The sequence below is a fragment of the Pseudomonas syringae group sp. J254-4 genome (assembly GCF_032586855.1).
GTDB classification, from domain to species: Bacteria; Pseudomonadota; Gammaproteobacteria; order Pseudomonadales; family Pseudomonadaceae; genus Aquipseudomonas; species Aquipseudomonas amygdali.
This window is the reverse complement of record NZ_JAWHOO010000013.1, coordinates 149,158-170,528: the sequence shown is the minus strand read 5'-3', so window position 1 is coordinate 170,528 and position 21,371 is coordinate 149,158. Positions and strand designations below refer to the sequence as shown.

18 protein-coding genes are annotated in these 21,371 nt (G+C 58.7%); 4 read left to right on the top strand and 14 right to left on the bottom strand.

What is annotated here, in order from left to right; all coding sequences use genetic code 11:
* Positions 1-128: 128 nt before the first annotated feature.
* Positions 129-800 carry a ribose-5-phosphate isomerase RpiA gene (rpiA, locus tag RYB09_RS17020; protein ID WP_058407876.1) on the top strand — a complete coding sequence of 224 codons (672 nt, stop codon included), beginning with the start codon at positions 129-131 and terminating at the stop codon, positions 798-800.
* 45 nt (positions 801-845) lie between these two features.
* On the opposite strand, the gene RYB09_RS17015 is transcribed toward rpiA, so the two are convergent.
* From RYB09_RS17015 to RYB09_RS17000, 4 genes are all read right to left on the bottom strand, one after another.
* On the bottom strand, positions 846-1,751 hold the full coding sequence (locus RYB09_RS17015; RefSeq protein WP_316889452.1) for an SdiA-regulated domain-containing protein: 906 nt from the start codon (positions 1,749-1,751) through the stop codon (positions 846-848).
* A gap of 110 nt (positions 1,752-1,861) precedes the next feature.
* The gene (locus RYB09_RS17010) at positions 1,862-2,794 is read right to left on the bottom strand and encodes an SdiA-regulated domain-containing protein (protein ID WP_122280901.1); all 933 of its coding nucleotides are present in this window, start codon (positions 2,792-2,794) and stop codon (positions 1,862-1,864) included.
* A gap of 182 nt (positions 2,795-2,976) precedes the next feature.
* Entirely contained in the window at positions 2,977-3,642 is a 666-nt protein-coding gene (locus RYB09_RS17005; RefSeq protein ID WP_058400082.1) for a fumarylacetoacetate hydrolase family protein, read from the bottom strand.
* A gap of 67 nt (positions 3,643-3,709) precedes the next feature.
* A complete protein-coding gene (locus RYB09_RS17000; protein ID WP_193600973.1) occupies positions 3,710-5,104 on the bottom strand; it encodes an FAD-binding oxidoreductase in 1,395 nt (464 codons plus the stop codon).
* A gap of 161 nt (positions 5,105-5,265) precedes the next feature.
* On the opposite strand from RYB09_RS17000, the gene serA reads away from it, so the two are divergent.
* Complete coding sequence (gene serA / locus RYB09_RS16995) at positions 5,266-6,495, top strand: phosphoglycerate dehydrogenase (RefSeq protein ID WP_002555754.1); 1,230 nt, start codon at positions 5,266-5,268, stop codon at positions 6,493-6,495.
* A 184-nt stretch (positions 6,496-6,679) separates the two neighbouring features.
* Here serA and RYB09_RS16990 read toward each other — a convergent pair whose 3' ends face one another.
* Both RYB09_RS16990 and RYB09_RS16985 read right to left on the bottom strand, forming a co-directional pair.
* A complete protein-coding gene (locus RYB09_RS16990; protein WP_057453652.1) occupies positions 6,680-7,117 on the bottom strand; it encodes a DUF4399 domain-containing protein in 438 nt (145 codons plus the stop codon).
* A 136-nt stretch (positions 7,118-7,253) separates the two neighbouring features.
* Positions 7,254-7,889 (bottom strand): 2OG-Fe(II) oxygenase, encoded by a 636-nt coding sequence (locus tag RYB09_RS16985; RefSeq protein WP_005741083.1) that lies wholly within the window; start codon positions 7,887-7,889, stop codon positions 7,254-7,256.
* A gap of 141 nt (positions 7,890-8,030) precedes the next feature.
* On the opposite strand from RYB09_RS16985, the gene RYB09_RS16980 reads away from it, so the two are divergent.
* The gene (locus tag RYB09_RS16980; protein ID WP_058400080.1) at positions 8,031-8,783 is read left to right on the top strand and encodes a DUF2059 domain-containing protein; all 753 of its coding nucleotides are present in this window, start codon (positions 8,031-8,033) and stop codon (positions 8,781-8,783) included.
* 14 nt (positions 8,784-8,797) lie between these two features.
* Here RYB09_RS16980 and RYB09_RS16975 read toward each other — a convergent pair whose 3' ends face one another.
* Positions 8,798-9,739 carry an alpha/beta hydrolase gene (locus RYB09_RS16975; protein WP_058400079.1) on the bottom strand — a complete coding sequence of 314 codons (942 nt, stop codon included), beginning with the start codon at positions 9,737-9,739 and terminating at the stop codon, positions 8,798-8,800.
* Positions 9,740-10,009: 270 nt separating this feature from the next.
* On the opposite strand from RYB09_RS16975, the gene RYB09_RS16970 reads away from it, so the two are divergent.
* Positions 10,010-12,397, top strand: a complete 2,388-nt coding sequence (locus tag RYB09_RS16970) for a penicillin acylase family protein (protein ID WP_316889443.1) — start codon at positions 10,010-10,012, stop codon at positions 12,395-12,397.
* 352 nt (positions 12,398-12,749) lie between these two features.
* Here the strand turns inward: RYB09_RS16970 and RYB09_RS16965 are convergent, their stop codons facing one another.
* The 7 genes from RYB09_RS16965 to RYB09_RS16935 form a co-directional block, all read right to left on the bottom strand.
* Positions 12,750-13,631: an ABC transporter permease subunit gene (locus RYB09_RS16965; protein WP_058400077.1), complete on the bottom strand. Its 882-nt coding sequence runs from the start codon at positions 13,629-13,631 to the stop codon at positions 12,750-12,752.
* Entirely contained in the window at positions 13,628-14,548 is a 921-nt protein-coding gene (locus RYB09_RS16960) for an ABC transporter permease subunit (RefSeq protein ID WP_003372160.1), read from the bottom strand. Before RYB09_RS16960 ends, RYB09_RS16965 begins: the two co-directional genes overlap by 4 nt.
* The gene (gene potA, locus RYB09_RS16955) at positions 14,545-15,687 is read right to left on the bottom strand and encodes a polyamine ABC transporter ATP-binding protein (protein ID WP_058400076.1); all 1,143 of its coding nucleotides are present in this window, start codon (positions 15,685-15,687) and stop codon (positions 14,545-14,547) included. The genes RYB09_RS16960 and potA overlap by 4 nt, the downstream gene beginning before the upstream one ends.
* A gap of 55 nt (positions 15,688-15,742) precedes the next feature.
* On the bottom strand, positions 15,743-16,837 hold the full coding sequence (locus RYB09_RS16950; RefSeq protein WP_011169790.1) for a polyamine ABC transporter substrate-binding protein: 1,095 nt from the start codon (positions 16,835-16,837) through the stop codon (positions 15,743-15,745).
* A 171-nt stretch (positions 16,838-17,008) separates the two neighbouring features.
* The gene (locus RYB09_RS16945) at positions 17,009-18,106 is read right to left on the bottom strand and encodes a polyamine ABC transporter substrate-binding protein (protein ID WP_004663257.1); all 1,098 of its coding nucleotides are present in this window, start codon (positions 18,104-18,106) and stop codon (positions 17,009-17,011) included.
* Between the two features lie 142 nt (positions 18,107-18,248).
* A complete protein-coding gene (locus tag RYB09_RS16940) occupies positions 18,249-19,616 on the bottom strand; it encodes an aspartate aminotransferase family protein (protein WP_316889441.1) in 1,368 nt (455 codons plus the stop codon).
* Between the two features lie 69 nt (positions 19,617-19,685).
* Positions 19,686-21,044, bottom strand: coding sequence for a glutamine synthetase family protein (locus RYB09_RS16935; protein WP_002555767.1), 1,359 nt, complete (start codon positions 21,042-21,044; stop codon positions 19,686-19,688).
* Positions 21,045-21,371 lie beyond the last annotated feature (327 nt).

Here is a 21,371-nt window from a genome sequence, read left to right as displayed (position 1 = left end):
GAAGTCTACCCTGCGTGCCGAAAGACGACCATACGAATGACAGGGCTTTGCAGCGCAGTCGCCGCTATAATGCGGGCCTTTTTTACATACCCCCTCTTTTTACCTACATCAGGCACCGTGGAGCCCGCATGACCCAGGATCAACTCAAACAGGCAGTCGCCCAGGCAGCTGTCGACTTCATCCTTCCGAAGCTCGATGACAAAAGCATTGTGGGCGTCGGCACCGGCTCCACGGCCAATTGCTTCATTGATGCACTGGCTAAACACAAGGCGGCATTCGATGGCGCGGTCGCCAGCTCGGAAGCTACCGCCGCGCGCCTCAAGGGCCACGGTATTCCGGTGTATGAGCTGAACACGGTCAGCGACCTGGAGTTCTATGTCGATGGTGCCGATGAAAGCGACGAGCATCTGAACCTGATCAAGGGCGGCGGCGCGGCGCTGACACGCGAGAAAATCGTCGCAGCAGTGGCCAAGACCTTTATCTGCATCGCCGACGGCAGCAAGCTGGTGCCGGTGCTGGGCGCATTTCCGCTGCCGGTCGAGGTTATCCCGATGGCGCGCAGCCACGTAGCCCGCCAACTGGTCAAACTGGGCGGCGACCCGGTCTATCGCGAGGGCGTTCTGACCGACAACGGCAATATCATCATCGACGTGCACAACATGAGCATCACCAACCCGGTGGAGCTGGAAGCGAACATCAACGCCATTGTCGGCGTGGTCACCAATGGCCTGTTCGCCGCTCGCCCGGCTGATCTGCTGCTGCTCGGTACTGCTGAAGGCGTGAAGACCCTGAAGCGCTGATAAAACCGGTCATGCCCATGCAAGGTGGGCATGTACCTCACAGGCTCAAGGCTTGCGGAATACGTAGAACAGGTTCGGCTCGCTCACCAGATACAGCGTTCCCTCTGCGTCCATGGCCATCCCTTCAGCCTGCGGCACGCCCTTGCTCAGGCCCATCGCCCCTTTTGCCAATGAGCTGCTGCCAATCGGGTGACCACTGGTGTCAAGTTCGAGAATCCGCTTCGACTCATCGGACAAGGCCAGCAGGTGGCCGCTGATCTCATCGAATTGCAGGCTGGAAAGATCACGAACCGAAAGTCGGCCATCGCGCTTGCTGTTGGCAATGACCTGCAGGTTGCCGGGGGCCTGCAGATCAGTCTTTGGAAAGCCACGCACTTCAATGATCTGCACCGGATCACGCTCTCTGGCGACAAACAGGCGCTTGCCGACCGAGTCATAAGCCAGCCCTTCATAGCCTTTATTGCCGCTGGTACTTATCCCCAGCGTCAGTTGCTCGGCATCGGCGGCGTTCAGGCTTTTTGTGCTGTCATCCACATGAATCTGAATCAGCCGCAGTTGACGCTCGTCGCTGACGACGTAAACGCCGGGGCTGATGTATTCGACAGCTTCGGCATCGCCGAAACCAACCAGCGGAATGCGCCGCAACACCTTGCCATCCAGGCTCAGTTCGACCAGTTCGGGGTTCTGGTTGGTCACCGTGAACAGGCTCTTGCGGTCCGGGTCGTAGCTGAGGCCGGAAACATCATCCTCAAGCCCCTCGATCACCTTTTCTTCTGTCACGACACGATACTGATCGAGCCCGATGGAATGGAGCGAGTCGGACTGCCAGAACACTTGCCAGTCGAACAGCACGCGCTCCACGTAGCGGTATCGCTCATTGGCGAGCATGAACAGCACCGCCAACGGAACAAGGGCCAGAAGCAGGAGTAAAGAGCGGGTAGAACGACGCATTGAGGTGACTCGGACAGGTTGAGCGGGCGGCATTGATACCACGCCATTCTGAAAGCAAACTTAATGGCGCAGTGCTATTTGATTATCAGCTATGTGGCTGCCGTCCTGGCTCAGTGCTTGCGAAACGAATAGAACAGGTTCGGTTCGCTGACCATGTACAACGTCCCGGCTTCATCCAGCGCAACACCTTCTGCGCGTGGAATCGTATTCTTCAAGCCATTCATACCGCCCAGCAGGGTCATGAAGCTCACCTGCTCGCCCTGTTCGTCGACTTCCAGCAACAGATGCGAATCGGCAGAGAGCGCCAGCATGTGGCCGGTACGCGGGTCGATGCTCAGCGAGGAAAGGTTGCGCATGTCCAGAGAGCGGTTCGGGAGTTTCTGCTTGTCGCCGTTGAGCACATCACTGCCGTTACTTTGCCAGGTGAACAGCGCTGGTGGACGTTCTTCACCGAGCAGCAACTGCTGGCGACGCGGGTCCCAGGCAATGCCTTCGAAACCCTTGTTCTGGTTTGCAGACTTGCCCAGTTCGTACTGGGGGAAATCCGCGATGTTCAGGGTGCTGGTATCGGCCGTCACCTTGACGATGGTCAGCTTGTGCTGACGCTCATCGGTAATCGCGATCAACCCGTCATTCATGACGGCAACCCCCTCGGGATTGCTCCAGCCCACCAGCGGAATCTTGCGCAATACATCGCCCGTGAGCGTCAACTCCACCAGAAATGCATTCTTGCCCATGACCGCAAACAGCGTTTTGGTGGCCGGGCTGTAGGACAGATCAGAAGCCTCGTCCTTTTCCATGCCCGGCAGCGCCTTGGCATCGATATCTACGTGATAGTCCGGCAGCCAGATACTTGCGCTGCGCTCTTCGTTGCTCTCGAACCGTTCCTTGAGCCAAAGCAGCCCGCGATCATCCCAATGCATGATGTGAGACAGGCCATAGCCCAGCACGACAGCCAGCAGCAGCCACGAATACCAACGCAGTGTGCGTATGAAGGCGAAGCGTTTTTTTGCGCGAGGGGGCGTTGAGGCAGGAAGGGCCATTCAAGTATTCCTGAGCAGATGAGACTTCATGACGACATGGGTGCCCGCACGGGTCGGCGGGATTATCCAGAGCAGGTGTGAAAAAAACGCAAAATCGACCGAACTATCAACCACCGGATAAACAAAAGCCACCCGAGAATGACCTCGTGTGGCTTTGGGTACTGCATCAAGCGGCTGCGCAGTTAGCGAACGACGCTGCTGAACGGCGCCTGCCCAACCAGCTCCAGGACGATTTCGTCACCGGCCTCAAATGGCCCCACGCCAGCAGGCGTGCCGGTCATGATCAGGTCACCGGCCTGCAACGAGAAGTTGGCTGCCATGTGCTGGATCATCGGCACAATCGGGTTGAGCATCAGGCTGCTGTTGCCGTCCTGCACCACTTTGCCGTTGATGGTCAGACGAATGCCTATATCTGTCAGGTCAGTAAAGGTGCCAGCCGGAACGAAAGGCGGGATCACTGCAGCGCCATCAAAGCACTTGGCCAGCTCCCACGGCAGGCCTTTCTCACGCAGACGCGACTGGACATCACGCAGGGTCAGGTCCAGACCGGGCGCAAAGCCGCTGATCGCGTCGAGCACTTCTTCACGGGACGGATTCTTGCTCAAGGGCTTGCCGATCAGGACAACGATCTCTGCTTCGTAATGCACCGAGCCGCGGTCTGCCGGAATAGTGAAACTGTCTTCCAGCGCAACCACTGCGCTGCCGGGCTTCATGAACAGCAATGGTTCGGTAGGCACCGGGTTGCCCAGCTCCTTGGCGTGCTCGGCATAGTTACGGCCGATGCAAACCACCTTGCCCAGCGGGAAGTGGATGTTGGTGCCATCGACATATTTGTGCTGGTAGCTCATGACGTCTCCTGAGGCTGATAAGTGTGGCGTGGCTGTTTTAGCGTGGCGATGCACCATACGACAGGCATCAAACGGCGAATATTTTCCCCGGATTCATGATGCCATTGGGGTCGAACACCGCTTTCAACGCTTTCATGTATTCGATTTCGACCGGCGAGCGACTGTACGTCAAATAGTCGCGCTTGGTCATCCCGACCCCGTGCTCGGCGGAAATCGAGCCGTTGTACTTTTCCACGGTCTCAAATACCCATTTGTTGACCTGCGCACATTTGACGAAGAACTCGTCCTTGTCGAGGCTTTCGGGCTTGAGGATGTTCAAGTGCAGGTTGCCGTCGCCGATGTGGCCGTACCAGAGCACTTCGAAGTCAGGATAGTACTTGGCGACGATGGCATCGATTTCAGCCAGAAATTCCGGTACTTTCGAGACAGTGACCGAGATGTCGTTCTTGTACGGGGTGAAGTGCGAGATGGTTTCGGATATGTATTCGCGCAACTTCCACAGGTTGCGCAACTGCTGTTCGCTCTGGCTCATCACCCCGTCCAGCACCCAGCCCTGCTCCACGCAATGCTCAAAGGTCGCCAGCGCCTGATCGGCCAGGTCTTCGGTGGTCGCCTCGAACTCCAGCAATACATAGAACGGGCATGGCGTGTCGAAGGGCGACGGTACGTCACCGCGCGCCATGACGCGGGCGAAGGATTTGTCGGAGAAGAACTCGAACGCCGTCAGGTCGAGCTTGCCGTGAAAGGCATGCAGCACCGGCATGATCGAGTTGAAGTCCGAGGTGCCCAGCACCATCGCGGTGAGGTTCTTCGGCGCACGATCAAGGCGCATGGTGGCTTCGACAACAAAACCCAGCGTGCCCTCGGCACCGATGAACAGTTGTCGCAGGTCATAGCCGGTGGCGTTCTTGATCAGGTCCTTGTTCAGCTCCAGCAGATCGCCCTTGCCAGTGACCACTTTCAGGCCCGCGACCCAGTTGCGGGTCATACCGTAGCGAATGACCTTTATCCCGCCGGCATTGGTGCCGATATTGCCGCCGATCTGGCTGGAGCCCGAAGAGGCAAAGTCGACCGGGTAATAAAGGCCGCTTTCTTCAGCCAACGCCTGCAACTGGCGAGTGATCACACCAGGCTGACAGACTGCAGTACGGTCGGTCAGATTCAGCTCCAGCACTTGGTTCATGTAATCGAACGAGACGACCACTTCACCGTTGGCAGCCACCGCGGCCGCCGAAAGCCCGGTTCGTCCACCCGAAGGCACCAGCGCCACGAGCCGCTCATTGGCCCAGCGTACGATCGCCTGCACCTGTTCGGTGGTTTTGGGAAACACGATAGCCAGTGGCGCGGGGGTGAATTGTTTGGTCCAGTCCTTGCCGTAAGTCTGCAGAGAATCGGCATCGGTCAGCACCTTGCCGGTGTCAACCAGGGTCTGCAGCTCATCAATCAAAGCGCGATCAGTCATGGACTCAACTCTCGAACAATTCATGGGCATCCTGAGAACGGTTCACGTTACGGGATGAGGTTTCGCGGGGCTCATATGCTAGCATACGCCCCCCGTGAGTCGTGCCCAGAGCCGAACCGGGCACCCCCTGCCAATTTTCTTCGGGACACAGGTTTACGCAGATGAGCAAGACTTCCCTCGACAAGAGCAAGATCAAGTTCCTTCTTCTCGAAGGCGTCCATCAGTCCGCTGTCGACGTCCTCAAGGCAGCCGGCTACACCAGCATCGAGTACCACACCAAGTCTCTGCCGGAAGCCGAACTGAAAGAAAAGATCGCCGACGCACACTTCATCGGTATCCGCTCCCGCACTCAGTTGACCGAAGAGCTGTTCGATTGCGCCAAGAAACTGGTTGCCGTCGGCTGCTTCTGCATCGGCACCAATCAGGTTGACCTCAATGCAGCGCGTGAGCGTGGTATTGCAGTGTTCAATGCGCCCTACTCCAACACCCGTTCGGTCGCCGAACTGGTACTGGCCGAAGCCATCCTGCTGCTGCGCGGTATCCCCGAGAAGAACGCTTCCTGCCACCGTGGCGGCTGGATCAAAAGCGCGGCCAACTCTTTCGAAATCCGTGGCAAGAAACTCGGCATCATTGGCTATGGCTCGATCGGTACGCAACTGTCGGTGCTGGCCGAAGGCCTGGGCATGCAGGTGTACTTCTACGACACGCTGACCAAGCTGCCACTGGGCAACGCGACTCAGGTGTCCAGCCTGAACGAGCTGCTGGGCATGTCCGATATCGTTACCCTGCACGTGCCGGAAACCTCGGAAACCCAGTGGATGATCGGCGAAAAAGAAATTCGCGCGATGAAAAAGGGCAGCATCCTGATCAACGCGGCTCGCGGCACAGTCGTTGAGCTGGACGCCCTGGCCGACGCGATCAAGGACAAACACCTGATCGGCGCTGCAATCGACGTGTTCCCGGTCGAGCCACGCTCGAACGACGACATCTTCGAAAGCCCGCTGCGCGGCCTGGACAACGTGATCCTGACCCCGCACATCGGTGGTTCCACTGCCGAAGCGCAGGCCAACATCGGTCTGGAAGTCGCAGAAAAGCTGGTCAAGTACAGCGACAACGGTACCTCGGTGTCGTCGGTCAACTTCCCGGAAGTGGCCTTGCCTGCTCACCCTGGCAAGCATCGCCTGCTGCACATCCACGAGAACATCCCGGGCGTGCTCAGCGAGATCAACAAGGTCTTCGCCGAGAACGGCATCAACATCTCCGGTCAGTTCCTGCAGACCAACGAGAAAGTCGGTTACGTGGTCATCGACGTCGACGCCGAGTACTCGGATTTGGCACAAGCCAAGCTGCAACAGATCAAAGGCACCATCCGCAGCCGCGTTCTGTTCTGATCGCCCTGATCAGCGTGCCCATGCTCTGCATGGGCGCGCCTTCCGCTACAAGCCCCCTCAAGATCGGACGCAGAGCGTCCAGAACTGCATGCCCACGCGGAGCATGGGCACGATAAGTGTTCTTCCAGGCTCCAGCGTGGGAGTGCCGTTCGTGACGCTTGGCGTCACACAAGCACTGACAGCCCTACTTCACATTGATCGTGATCTTCTTTGACTCGACCGACGGGTTCAGCGGCATATGGCCTTTGTCGCCCATCAGCAATTGCAATGTGTGCTGACCAGGCGGCAGGTTGATTTCGGTTTCGGTCTGGCCCTTGCCGAAGTGGCGGATGTTGTCACTGACCGGCAGCGGCGCATTCATCGACGGCTGATCCTTCACGTCGATCAGCAGGTGATGGTGACCGGTCTCGGGAACATCGACACCCGCAGGCGCGACACCCATGCCCTTGAGGCCGAATTGCACCGTGAACGGTGAGGTGACGGTTTCACCGTCCTTGGGCGAGATGATGTACACCTCGGCGCCTTCAGGGGATGCAGTGCGTGGCATATCGGCGGCGCTGACCAGCATGGATGCGCTGAGCAACAGGCCCGCGACCATCGTTCCAGAAAATAAGGATTTCATGATTGCTCCGATTACAGTTGACGTAAGTCGACCCTCACACAACAAATCCGTCGGTTCAGGAGTGCTCACGATAGACCGCAGCCGGGCTCAATGGCTCACTGCATTGATGAAACAGTTTTCATGAACGGGCTACAGGTCACTGGAACAACTCATTGCTGCGGCGCCTGAACCAGCCTGTCAGTGACAGTCGATCACGGCTGGCAGGCATGACTTCGTGGGGAATATCACCGGACAGAAAAACCACCAGGCAACCGCCTGTAGGCTGGACGTCGTAAGCTACATCGTCCTTGAGATACATACGCAACTGGCCGCCATGCTCGGGCAGCCAGGCATTGTTGAGGTAGAGCACCGCCGACACCATGCGCTTGTCATCATCGCGAAAGCGATCCACATGCCTGAGGTAGCGGGCACCCGGTGGATACAGCGCAAAATGGCTTTCATAGTCCTCCAGCCCCAGAAAAAGGCCGCGATTGAGCGCCTGACGCAGGCTTTCCATCAATTCCAGATAGCTGTCGCAACACTGCACCTGCCCCGCTTCAAGCCACTGAATGCGGTCACCACGAATGCCTTCGCGTATTTCCTGCGCTGCCCCCTTGCCAATAGCGGCAGGCTCCAGCTCACCTTCGGCAGCACGTTTTCGGCACTCTTGCTCAAGTTCAAGAGTCAGAGCTTCGGGCAGGAAAATATTCTGCTGCGACCAGCCGTTGGCGGCCAGGTCGTCGACGATTCGCAACAGCAGTGGGTGGTCAGAGGGTATGCGCATGGCGTGCATAGTATCGATAAGCCATGAAATCTGACAGAGGCGTATACATGCAGTATCACACGCGTGAGATTTCACTCGCTGGCGGCACTCATAACTCGACAAATCCACGCTAACACCCGGAGAATAGCGGCCTGCCGACAGGAGTCCCCAATGCGTCGTTTGTTTGTTTTGCTGTTGATGTTCTGCACCTCCCCTGCCTGGGCAGACAGCTACGATCAGTTGTACAAGGCCGCAGGCTGGCCGGAACAGCGCGCGCATTTCAACGATGCTCTCAAGGCTGCCCAACAGCGCTACAGCAACAACCTGCCGCCTGCGGTTTATCAAGCGCTGGTCAATAACAGCAATCAGCGTTTTTCCCCCCAGGCCATGGATCAGCGCGCGTCCAGGCGCCTGCGTGAAAGCCTCAAGGACCCCAAGCCCTCGCTGCAATTCTTTCAGTCGCCGCTGGGTCGCAAGATCGTCAACGCCGAACTGACCGCAACCCGCGCCGACCAACTGGCCAAGCACGCGCAAGGGCTGCCACATATCGAAGCGGATGCCACGCGTCAGTTGCTGATTGGCCACCTGGCCCAGGCGCTGCCAGCCAGACAGGCCGGTGCAGAAGTCAGCCTGGCCATCGCAGGCGTTGCCGCCGACAGCCTGAGCCAGATGATTCCCGGCCTGTTGGGCGGCGGTCAGGCGCAAGGCATGCTCGAAGGCCAGCGCGAACGCCTGATGGCGCAGATCAGCGCCGACCTGAACAACACGCTGCTGTATGTGTACCGCGACCTGTCCGACCCTGAACTTGAAGAGTTCTCGACCTTCGCCGAGTCGCCGGAAGGCAAAGCCTATTATCAGGCCGCACTGGCTGCGATTCGCGCCGGTCTGGCCGTCGGGCAGAGTGCGTCGAGCCTGAACCCCTGATCGGTACCGACGGCTTAGCGCAAACGCCCTTCCAGAAAATCAAAGTACCTTGCCCGTAACTCCGGCGATTCATTGGCCAGATGATGCCGGGCGTGCCCCAACATCAGGATTTGTGGCTGGCTGAACTTGCCTTTCAGAACCGTGAGGTTGTGAGACCAGTCGACCGTCATGTCTGAGTCACCTTGAATGATCAACGGGCTGCGCAGGCTGCGCGGCGCGCGCTCAATACGCACGATCCATTGCGACAACGCGCCGACCCAGGCAGTGGGCAGGCGACGCGGCTGCAAAGGGTCCGCCAGGAGAAAAGGCAGGAACGCAGGCGCATTGGAGTTTTCGGTGAAACGCCGGGCAATGCCGTTTACGAACGGTTTGAGCAGGTGATAACTCAACCGCGACCATCCCCAGGCCCTTGGCCTGACCAGCGGTGCCAGCAGGATTACCTCACCTTGCGCAGGCGTGTCGTGCCCCTGATGGAGCAGGTGATCGGTAACGATGGCACCGCCCATGCTTTGTCCGCACAGGTGCCAGGGATGTGGCAGGCCAAGGCCTTCGGCTTCGAGCAGCAGGCGTTGCAACACCAGTTGGTATTCGGCGAAGTCATTGATACAGGCGCGACTGCCGCTCGACAGACCATGCCCCGGCAGGTCGCAGGCGATCACGGCAAAGCCTTGCTCCAGAGCCCACTCGATTACATGCCGGTACAGGCCCATGTGGTCATAGAAGCCGTGAAACAGAAACAGCGTGGCGACCGGATTGTCAGGCAGCCAGACCTGCCCGACCACCTCATAGCCCGCCACATCGAGGCGCCCCAGCCAGCTGCGTATGACGTTTTCGCCACACAGTCCGGCAAGACCGTAGAAGCGCTGATAAGCCAGTCCCTCCATGGAAAGCGGATCAATAACGCTCAGCGGCAGCAGGCTGGCACGCAGGTTATCGGGGTCGAACGTGACGGACATGTGGTTTCCAGATTTCAACAAATGACTCGTAAAGTTGTGTAACGATATTCTTCTGTCTGCCCCGGCATGGCAAGCTAAGCGGCTGTAATCGCAGACATCTGTCATTGAACGTGCACATTGCTGTCTGCACATTGGGCGATGCTCGCGAGCTCACCTGCCCGAATTCGCCCTGAAGCCGTTTCGAACGGGCTCTTGTATCGGGTTTCATCGAATCAACTGCGTCACAACGATAGTCTTAATTCCCGCCTACGCCATTTACAGAGAAACCGGATGAAACGCAGCCTCTTCATTCTAGCCATCATCTTCGCCCTGCTTGCGGGTGGCGCGGGCTGGTACGTAAATAGCAAACTGCCGGTACGTGACGGCGAGATCGCCATGAGCCGTCTTCAGGCCCCCGTCACCCTGCGCTACGACGAGCGTGGCGTGCCACACATCCGCGCCGAGAACGAAGCCGACCTTTACCGCGCGCTCGGCTATGCCCATGCTCAGGACCGGCTGTTCCAGATGGAAATGCTGCGGCGTCTGGCGCGTGGCGAACTGGCGGAAATACTCGGGCCGAACCTGGTCGAGACCGACAAACTGTTTCGCACGCTGCGCATTCGCGAGCATGCCGACGCGTATGTCGCACGCCAGGACAAGAACACCCCGACCTGGAAAGCGCTGGAAGCCTACATCGACGGCGTCAATCAGTATCAGGACACCCACGCACGACCGATGGAGTTCGACGCGCTGGGTATTCCCAAGCGGCGCTTCACTACCGAAGACACCGTCAGCATCGGCGGCTATCTGGCGTACAGCTTTGCGGCAGCATTCAGAACCGAACCATTGCTGACGTACGTGCGCGATCAACTGGGCCCGCAATATTTGAAAGTGTTTGATCTGGACTGGCATCCGGACGGCATGCTCGGTTCTAAACCGGCATTGGCCAGCGCCGACTGGAAAGGCCTGGCGCAGCTGGCCCAGCTGAGCCACAAGGCGCTGGAAGGCGCAGGTCTGCCGCAGTTCGAGGGCAGCAACGCCTGGGTGATTTCCGGCAGCCGCACGCAAAGCGGCAAACCGATACTGGCGGGCGACCCGCACATCCGCTTCTCGGTGCCTTCGGTGTGGTACGAAGCACAGCTTTCTGCGCCGGGCTTTGAGCTGTACGGGCACTTCCCGGGGCTCAATCCGTTTGCGTTTCTGGGCCACAACATGGATTTCGGCTGGAGCCTGACCATGTTCCAGAACGATGACGTGGACCTGATCGCCGAGAAGACCAATCCTGATAACCCCAATCAGGTCTGGTATCACGGGCAATGGGTAGCCATGACCCGCACCGAGCAGCAGATAGCAGTCAAAGGCCAATCGCCAGTCCCGCTGACCCTGCTGGAATCGCCGCACGGACCTATCGTCAACACCGTGATGGGCAAGAATGCCGGGCAGACACCGATTGCCATGTGGTGGTCCTTTCTGGTGTCTGCCAACCCGGTACTGGATGGTTTCTACGAAGCCAACCGCGCAGACACGCTGGAGAAGATGCGCAGCGCCGCCGAGAAGATCCAGTCGCCGGGCCTCAACATTGTCTGGGCCAATGCCAAAGGTGACATCGGCTGGTGGGCTGCGGCGCAACTGCCGATTCGTCCGCAAGGCGTCAACCCGAGCTTCATCCTCGATGGCAGCACCGCGCAGGCGGACAAATCGGGCTTCTACCCATTCAGCGCCAACCCGCACGAAGAAAACCCGGCGCGTGGCTACATCGTGTCGGCCAACTTCCAGCCGCAGTCGCCGACCGGCATGCCGATTCCCGGCTATTACAACCCGGCCGAGCGCGGCCAGGAGCTGAACCGGCAACTGAGCGACTCCACCATCAAGTGGGACCTGGCAGCCAGCAAGGCGCTGCAACTGGGCACGCAGACCGATTACGCACCAAGCATTCTCAAACCGTTGATTCCGGTACTGCGCAGCGTCGTCAGCGACCCGGATGAACTCGCCCTCGTGGAGCGCCTCGCCAGCTGGAAGGGCGATTACCCTGTTGATTCGGTGGGTGCCACACTGTTCAACCAGTTCCTGTTCGACCTGACTGAGGAAACATTCCACGACGAACTGGGCGATACGATGTTCGAGATGCTGCTGTCGACCCGCGTACTGGACGCCGCCCTGCCGCGTCTGGCCGCCGACGCCGATTCGCCGTGGTGGAACAATCGCAATTCACCCCATGAAGAAAGCCGCGCCAATACCGTCAAGGTAGCCTGGCGAGCCAGCGTGTCGCACTTGCGGTCGCTGTACGGCACCAACCCGGACGAATGGGTGTGGGGCAAGGCGCACACCCTTACTCAGGGCCACCCGATGGGGTCGCAAAAGCCGCTGGACATGATCTTCAACGTTGGCCCGTATGCAGCGCCGGGCACTCATGAAGTGCCGAACAACCTGTCATCCAGCATCCGCCCTGCCCCGTGGCCCGTCGGCTACGGCCCTTCGACCCGCCGCCTGATCGACTTCGCCGACCCGGCGCACAGCCTGGGGATAAATCCGGTGGGACAAAGCGGCGTGCCGTTCGACAAGCATTATTCGGATCAGGCCAAGGCGTTTGTGAGTGGCGAGTACGTGCCACAGCGCTTCAGCGAGAAGGACGTGGCAGAGCATACTGAAGGGGTTTTGCGGCTGGTGCCGGGGGCCTAGCGACACGCTTTGCGCCGAGTCCGGAAACGGGGCTTCTGCCCGGAGGGCGTGGGAGCGAGCTTGCTCGCGAACTGTCGGGCACCGACAGTGAAACCTTCACGTACGGTACATCAGGCACAACCGGATTTGACTATCGTGCCAATGCTCCGTGTTGGCATGCCTTTCGTGACGCTCAGCGTCACAGGTCTGCGTAGCACCGCGCTATCAAGATCGGACGCAGAGACGCAGAGCGTCCAGAGCTGCGCTCCCACGCTGGAGCGTGGGAGCGGTAAACCGGGATAGCTAGTTGCTGCCGGTAACCGGCAGTTCGCGAGCAAGCTCGCTCCCACGCCCTCCGCGCACGATCAGGTCCTCACGCCGCAGGTGCACGCCTTGGGTCCGGTTGTTTCCAGGCGTCTGCCGCGCTTTCCTCGATGGCTTGCTGGATAGCACGCTTGCGGCTGTTTTCCGCGCGACGGGTGAAGAACCAGACCATGAAGGTTGCCAGAGAAACGGCCAGCAGGATTAGGCTGGCAACCGCGTTGATTTCAGGTTTAACACCCAGTCGCACGGCGGAGAACACTTCCATCGGCAAGGTTGTCGAGCCCGGCCCGGAGACGAAGCTGGCGAGCACCAGGTCGTCCAGTGACAGTGCAAACGACATCATGCCGCCGGCTGCCAGCGACGGCGCGATCATCGGGATGGTGATCAGCAAGAACACCTTCCACGGACGCGCCCCCAGATCCATCGCCGCTTCTTCAATCGACAGGTCCAGCTCACGCAGCCGCGCCGATACCACAACTGCCACGTAGGCCGCGCAGAACGTCGTGTGCGCGATCCAGATGGTCATGATGCCGCGTTCCTGCGGCCAGCCGATCAATTGCGCCATTGCCACGAACAGCAGCAACAGCGACAGACCGGTGATCACTTCCGGCATGACCAGGGGAGCTGTAACCAGCCCGCCAAAGAACGTCCGGCCCTTGAAGCGACTGATGCGGGTCAGCACAAACGCAGCCATCGTCCCCAGCGCCACCGCAGCAACGGCGGTGTAGCAGGCGATCTCCAGCGAGCGCATCACCGAGCCCATCAGTTGCGAGTTGTCCAGCAGGCCGACGTACCACTTCACCGACCAGCCGCCCCAGACCGTCACCAGTTGCGAGGCGTTGAACGAGTAGATGACCAGAATCACCATCGGCGCATAGATGAACAGCAAACCCAGAACGAGCATCAGGTTCGAGAATCGAAAGCGGTTCATGCCTTGCCCTCCAGTTCTTTGGCCTGACTGCGGTTGAACAGGATGATGGGCACGATCAGCACCAGCAGCATGATGACTGCCAGCGCCGAAGCCACCGGCCAGTCACGGTTATTGAAGAATTCCTGCCACAGCACGCGGCCGATCATCAGGGTTTCCGGGCCACCCAGCAGCTCGGGAATCACGAACTCGCCGACCACCGGAATGAATACCAGCATGCAGCCGGCGATCACGCCGTTCTTGGACAGCGGTACGGTGATTTTCCAGAAACTGTTGAAGGTGCTCGAACCCAGGTCGGACGCGGCTTCCAGCAGGCTGGTGTCGTGCTTCACAAGGTTGGCGTACAGCGGCAAAATCATGAACGGCAGATAGGAATAGACCACGCCGATGTACACCGCCAGGTTGGTGTTGAGGATCTGCAACGGCGCGTCGATCAGGCCCAGCCACATCAGGAAGGCATTGAGCAGCCCGTTGTTGCTGAGAATGCCCATCCAGGCGTAAACGCGGATCAGGATCGCGGTCCAGGTCGGCATCATGATCAGCAGCAACAGCACGGTTTGCAGGTCTTTACGGGCGCTGGCAATGGCATAAGCCATCGGATAGCCGATCAGCAGGCACAGCAACGTGCTGATGAAGGCCATTTTCAGCGAGCCCAGATAGGCCGAAACATACAGGTCATCGCCACTGAGCAAGGTGTAGTTGGCGAAGTTGAGGACCATCTGCAGCTTTTCGTCGGCGTAGCTGAAGATCTCGGTGTATGGCGGGATCGCGACGTCGGCTTCGGCGAAGCTGATCTTGAGTACGATCAGAAACGGCAAGGCAAAGAACAGGAACAGCCAGAGGAACGGCACGCCGATGACCATCTGCCGCCCGTTGGGCTTTATGCGCTCGAACGCGCGCTTGATCTTGCGGATTTTCATGAGCGCAGTACCACGCCGCTGTCGTCTTCCCACCACACGTAGACTTCATCGCCCCAGGTAGGCCGTGCGCCCTGACGCTCGGCGTTGGCGACGAACGACTGCACCAGTTTGCCGCCCGGCAGCTCGACGTAGAACACCGAATGACCGCCCAGGTAGGCGATGTCGTGGACCTTGCCGCGCGACCAGTTGTATTCGAAGCCGGGTTGCTCAGTGGTAACCAGCAGTTTTTCCGGACGCAAGGCGTAGGTGATGTGCTTGTCTTCCACCGACGTACTGACGCCGTGGCCGACATAGATATTGCGCTCCAGCTCGGGGCTGCGGATCAGCGCGTGGGCTTCCATGTCTTCGATCACGTCACCTTCGAACAGGTTGACGCTGCCAATGAATTCGCAGACCAGACGGCTGGTCGGGGTTTCATAGATATCGATCGGGCTGCCGATCTGCGCGATCCAGCCCAGGTGCATGATCGCGATGCGCTCGGCCATGGTCATGGCCTCTTCCTGATCGTGAGTCACCATCACACAAGTCACGCCTACGCGCTCGATGATCTCTACCAGTTCCAGTTGCATCTGCGAACGCAGTTTCTTGTCCAGCGCGCCCATAGGCTCGTCGAGCAGCAAAAGCTTGGGCTTTTTGGCCAGCGAACGGGCCAGGGCCACACGTTGACGCTGGCCGCCCGAGAGCTGGTGCGGCTTGCGCTTGGCGTACTGTGTCATCTGCACCAGCTTGAGCATTTCCGCCACGCGGGCTTCGATTTCCGGCTTGGCCAGCTTGTCCTGTTTCAGGCCAAAGGCGATGTTGTCCGCGACGGTCATGTGCGGGAACAGTGCGTAGGACTGGAACATCATGTTGATCGGACGTTCGTACGGCGGCATGTCTGTAATGTCGACGCCGTCGAGGTAGATACGCCCCTCGGTCGGGCGCTCGAAACCGGCCAGCATGCGCAGCAGTGTGGACTTTCCGGAACCGGAGCCGCCAAGCAGGGCGAAGATCTCGCCCTTGTTGATTTGCAGGGACACGTCGTCCACCGCAATCGTCTCGTCGAACTTCTTCGTGACCCGATCAATCTTGACCAGCACCTCTTTGGGTTGCTGACCGCCTTCGAGGGCTTTCTTGTAGGCGCCGGAGGCAACTGCCATGGGTGAAACTCCCAACAGGTAGGCAACCCGGCCAATACGGCCGGGTGCTGGATTTTTATTTGCCCGACTTGACCTTGGTCCAGCTGCGGGTCATCAGACGTTGCACCTTGGGGGGCAACTCGCTGTTCACGAACAGACGGTCCAGCACTTCCTGAGGCGGGTAAACCGCTGCATCGGTGCGGATTTTCTGGTCCATGAACTCGCCGGAGGCGGGATTGGGGTTGGCGTAGCCGACTTCATCGCTGACCTGGGCAATCACCTTGGGGTCAAGCATGTAATTGATGAAGGCGCTGGCAGCCTTGATGTTTTTCGAGTCTGCCGGAATAGCCAGCATATCGAACCACAGGTTGCCGCCCTCTTTCGGGATGCTGTAAGCGAGCTTCACGCCTTTGCCTGCCTCTTCTGCGCGAGCCTTGGCCTGGAACACATCACCCGAAAATCCTGCGGCAACACAGATGTCGCCGTTAGCCAGGTCGGTGATGTATTTGGACGAGTGGAAATAGGTCACGTAAGGACGAATCGCCAGCAGCTTGGCTTCGGCCTTCTTGTAATCAGCTTCCTTGGTGCTGTTGGGGTCCAGCCCCATGTAGTTGAGCACCGCAGGCAACATCTCATCGGCGGAGTCGAGAAACGCTACGCCACAGCTGGAGAGCTTCTTGATGTTCTCCGGCTCAAACAGCACGGCCCAGGAGTCGATCTTGTCGACGCCCAACACGGCCTTGACCTTTTCGACGTTGTAACCGATGCCGTTGGTCCCCCACAGGTACGGCACGGCGTACTGGTTACCCGGATCGTTCTTCTCCAGACGCTTGAGCAGCGCCGGGTCGAGGTTCTTGTAATTGGGCAGCAGCGACTTGTCGAGTTTCTGGAACGCGCCAGCCTTGATCTGCTTGCCGAGGAAGTGATTGGACGGCACCACCACGTCATAGCCGGTGCGTCCGGCCAACAGCTTGGCTTCAAGGGTTTCGTTGGAGTCGAACACGTCGTACATCGGCTTTATGCCGGTCGCGGCTTCGAAGTCCGCCAGGGTGGTCTTGCCGATGTAATCGGACCAGTTATAAATATGCACGGTGGATTCGGCCTGAGCACTAATCGACAGTGTCAGCCCGGCAGCCGCCAGCAAGGCTTTGGAAAAAATAGAAATAGACAAAGAATGAGTCCTTTTAACAGAGGGGCCTGAGCGCCGGAGGGCGTCCGGAAAACCAAACCGGCGCGCAACTTACCGTCTATGCGTCCAACCAGCAAAGGTTTAGGCAATATTCCTGTCTGCTGGCTGCTGCGCGGCCAAGGCTACGCAGCATCCACAGGTTTGATGACAGGCTTATTTACCCGACTTTATCTTGGTCCAGCTGCGAGTCATGATCCGCTGCGTGGCAGCAGGCAGGTCAGCGATTGCATACAGTTTGGCCTGTACGTCGGCAGGCGGATAAACGCCAGGGTCACTGGTGATTTCCTTGTCGACCAGCGCCGTTGCTGCCGCGTTACCATTCGGGAAGCGCACTGCGTTGGTGATTTCAGCCATGATTTCGGGCTTCATCAGGAAGGTCATGAACTTGTAGGCACCTTCAACGTTTTCGGCATCCTTGGGAATGGCGACCATGTCATAGAAGCTGCCGGCACCTTCTTTCGGAATGTTGTAGGCAACTTTTACCTTGCCACCGGCTTCCGCAGCACGGGACTTGGCCTGATAGATGTCGCCCGAGTAGCCGACTGCGACGCAGATATTGCCGTTGGCCAGGTCCGAGATGTACTTCGACGAGTGGAAATAGCCAATCGACGGACGAATCTTCATGAACAGCGCTTCAGCTTCGGCGAGCTGCTTCTTGTCCTGAGAGTCGGTCGGGTAGCCCAGGTAATGCAGGGCAATCGGCAGCATTTCGGTCGGCGAGTCGAGGAAGCTGATGCCGCATGATTTCAGCTTGGCAGCGTTCTCGGGCTTGAACAGCAGATCCCACGAGTTGACCGGCGCGTCAGCACCCAGTGCGGCCTTGACCTTGTCCGGGTTGATGCCGATACCGATCGAGCCCCACATGTACGGGAATGCGTGCTTGTTGTCCGGGTCGCTGACCGACACGGCCTTGAGCAGCGATTCGTTCAGGTTCTTCCAGTTCGGCAGCTTGGATTTGTCCAGTTCCTGGTAGACGCCCGCCTTGATCTGCTTGGCCAGGAAGTTGTTGGACGGCACAACGATGTCATAGCCGGACTTGCCGGCGAGCAATTTGGCTTCCAGCGTCTCGTTGCTGTCGAAAACGTCGTAGACCACCTTGATGCCCGATTCTTTCTCGAACTTGGCAACGGTGTCCGGCGCGATGTAATCGGACCAGTTATAGACGTGCAGCACTTTATCATCGGCCTGCGCAGCGGCGGCCACAACGCCCATCAGGGACAGCGCGAGAAGGGTCTTGCCAAATTTTTTCATGCGTAGCTCCAATGTATTTTTATCACTGACCGTCAGTTAGCGGCGTGTAGCCATTAGTCTGGCAACTTCCTGGGCAGGCTTTCAAGCCGACACCCGTTAAACAATGCACATTGCGCTTGAATCGACGCTTTTTTCCACGTTTTCAGCCCTGCAATACCGCCAGCGTCAGATCCAGGCATTTGCGAGCCTTTTCCACCAGTTCGTCGATTTCCGCAAAACTGATCACCAGTGGCGGCGCAATGATCATCGTGTCGCCCACGGCCCGCATGATCAGGCCATTATCGAAGCAGAAGGTTCGACAGATCATCCCCGCGCCCTTGTCGGTGTAGCGCTCGCGAGTGACCTTGTCCTTAACCAGTTCGATGGCTCCCAGCAGCCCGACGCCACGAACCTCGCCCACCAGCGGATGATCGCTCAACTCACGCAAACGCTTTTGCAAATACGGTGCCGTTTCCGACTTGACCCGTTCGACGATCTTTTCTTCGCGCAGGATACGTATGTTCTCCAGCGCAACGGCTGCCGCCACCGGATGCCCGGAGTAGGTAAAGCCATGATTGAAATCACCGCCCTCATTGAGCACCGCGACGATTTCATCGCGCACGATCAGGCCGCCCATCGGTACATAACCGGAGGTCAGGCCTTTGGCGATGGTCATCATGTCGGGTTTGAGGCCGTAGAAATCGCTACCGAACCACTCACTGGTGCGGCCGAAACCACAAATCACCTCATCGGCGGCGAACAGGATGTCGTAGCGGGAAAGGATTTCCTTGATCTTCGGCCAGTAGGAATCGGGCGGCACGATCACACCGCCTGCGCCCTGAATCGGTTCGGCAATGAATGCGCCGACATTCTCGACGCCCAGCTCGATAATTTTCTTTTCCAGTTGCTCGGCAGCCCACACACCGAACTCGTCCGGCGTCATGTCGCCGCCTTCGCCGAACCAGTAGGGCTGGGGAATGTGCACAACACCCGGAATAGGCAGGTCGCCCTGCTCGTGCATGTAGGTCATGCCACCCAGACTGGCACCGGCGACAGTGGAGCCGTGGTAACCATTGACGCGGCTGATGATGGTTTTCTTGTTTGGTTGGCCTTTGAGAGCCCAGTAATGACGAACCATGCGCAGCATCGTGTCATTACCTTCGGAGCCTGAACCGGTGAAGAACACGTGGTTCATGCCCTGCGGAGCGATTTCGGAAATGGCTTTGGCCAGCTCTAGCACCGGCGGGTGGGCGGTCTGGAAAAAAAGGTTGTAATAAGGCAGCTCACGCATTTGTTTGCTGGCAGCGTCGGCCAGTTCATCCCTGCCGTAACCAATGGCTACGCACCACAGGCCGGACATGCCATCGAGGATCTTGTTGCCCTCGCTGTCCCACAAATAAACGCCCTCGGCACGGGTAATAATGCGCGGGCCTTTCTCTTTCAATTGTTTGTAGTCGCTGAACGGTGCCAGGTGATGTTCGCTGCTCAAGGCCTGCCATTCGAGGGTTTGCGGATTATTGTGGGCACTCATGCAGCACTTCCTTTAATTCAGGTCAGTTATCAGAGCGCCGCATACCTGCTGCTGCGGCGCTCTGCGGGATCAGACGGCGAAGAGCAGGAATTCCCGCTCCCACGAGCTGATCACGCGCTTGAAGTTTTCATGCTCGGCGCGCTTGACCGCGACGTAACCGATGATGAATTTCTTGCCCAGGTATTTTTCGATGGTCTTGCTGTTTTCCATGCGTTCCAGCGCGTCTTCGATGGTCAATGGCAGGCGCAGGTTGCGACGCTCGTAGCCACGCCCGACCACCGGCGCACTCGGGTTGATGCCTTCGACCATGCCGATGAAGCCGCACAGCAGACTGGCGGCGATGGCCAGATAAGGGTTGGCATCGGCACCTGGCAGACGGTTTTCGACACGACGATTCTGCGGCACGGCGTCCGGCACGCGCAGGCCGACGGTACGGTTCTCTTCGCCCCACTCGACGTTCACCGGTGCCGAGGTGTCAGGCAGAAAGCGGCGGAACGAGTTGACGTTGGGGGCGAACAGCGGCAACAGCTCGGGTATGAACTTCTGCAGACCACCGACGTGGTTCAGAAACAGCTCGCTCATGGTCCCGTCTTCATTGGAGAAGATGTTCTTGCCGGTCTCGATGTCGATGATGCTCTGGTGCAAGTGCATGGCACTGCCCGGTTCGCCGGTCATCGGCTTGGCCATGAAGGTCGCCGCAACGTCGTGCTTGAGCGCGGCTTCGCGCATGGTGCGCTTGAACACCAGAATCTGATCAGCCAGCGACAGGGCATCACCGTGACGGAAGTTGATTTCCATCTGCGCCGTGCCGTCTTCGTGGATCAGCGTGTCCAGGTCCAGATTCTGCAGTTCGCACCAGTCATAGACGTCTTCGAACAGCGGATCGAATTCGTTGGCCGCTTCGATGGAGAACGACTGACGCCCGGTCTCTGGTCGCCCGGAGCGCCCGATCGGTGGCTGTAGCGGATAGTCCGGGTCGTCGCTACGCTTGGTCAGGTAGAACTCCATCTCCGGCGCCACGATTGGCTGCCAGCCCTGATCGGCGTAAAGCTTGAGGACCTTCTTCAACACGTTGCGCGGCGACAGCTCGATGGGGTTGCCCTGCTTGTCGTAGGTGTCGTGAATCACCTGCGCAGTGGGCTCGACCGCCCAGGGCACCAGATACACCGCGTTCTGGTCGGGACGGCAGATCATGTCGATGTCTGCCGGGTCCAGCAGCTCGTAGTAGATATCGTCTTCTACGTAGTCGCCGGTCACCGTCTGCAACAGCACGCTTTCAGGCAGACGCATGCCTTTTTCAGCGATGAACTTGTTGGTCGGCGAGATCTTGCCTCGGGTGATGCCGGTAAGGTCGGACATCATGCATTCGACTTCGGTAATCTTGTGTTCTTTCAACCAATCGGTGAGCTGGTCGAGGTTGGTACTCATAAATACCTCAGGGTTTTATTGTCCTGATCGTGATCAGGCGTTCCAGACGCATCGGCGTCATGTTGTACAACTCGTTTCGGCAGACGCCGATTAGAGGTAAGGTGACAGCTGCGGGGCCGGATTTCCAGACGGCCGCGGTCACACTGACGAAGCCGTTATAGTGGTAATGTCGAGCATTGAGAGTAGAGCAGACTGGCTTCGATAGCCGTTCAGGGATGTCGCAAGGTGTGGCAACCCACCACGAGCACCGATATCACAGGCATGATGAGCGCTGTACGGACTTGATAGTCGCGTGTCGACCAGGGAAAGGTGAAGCATTGGACCCCC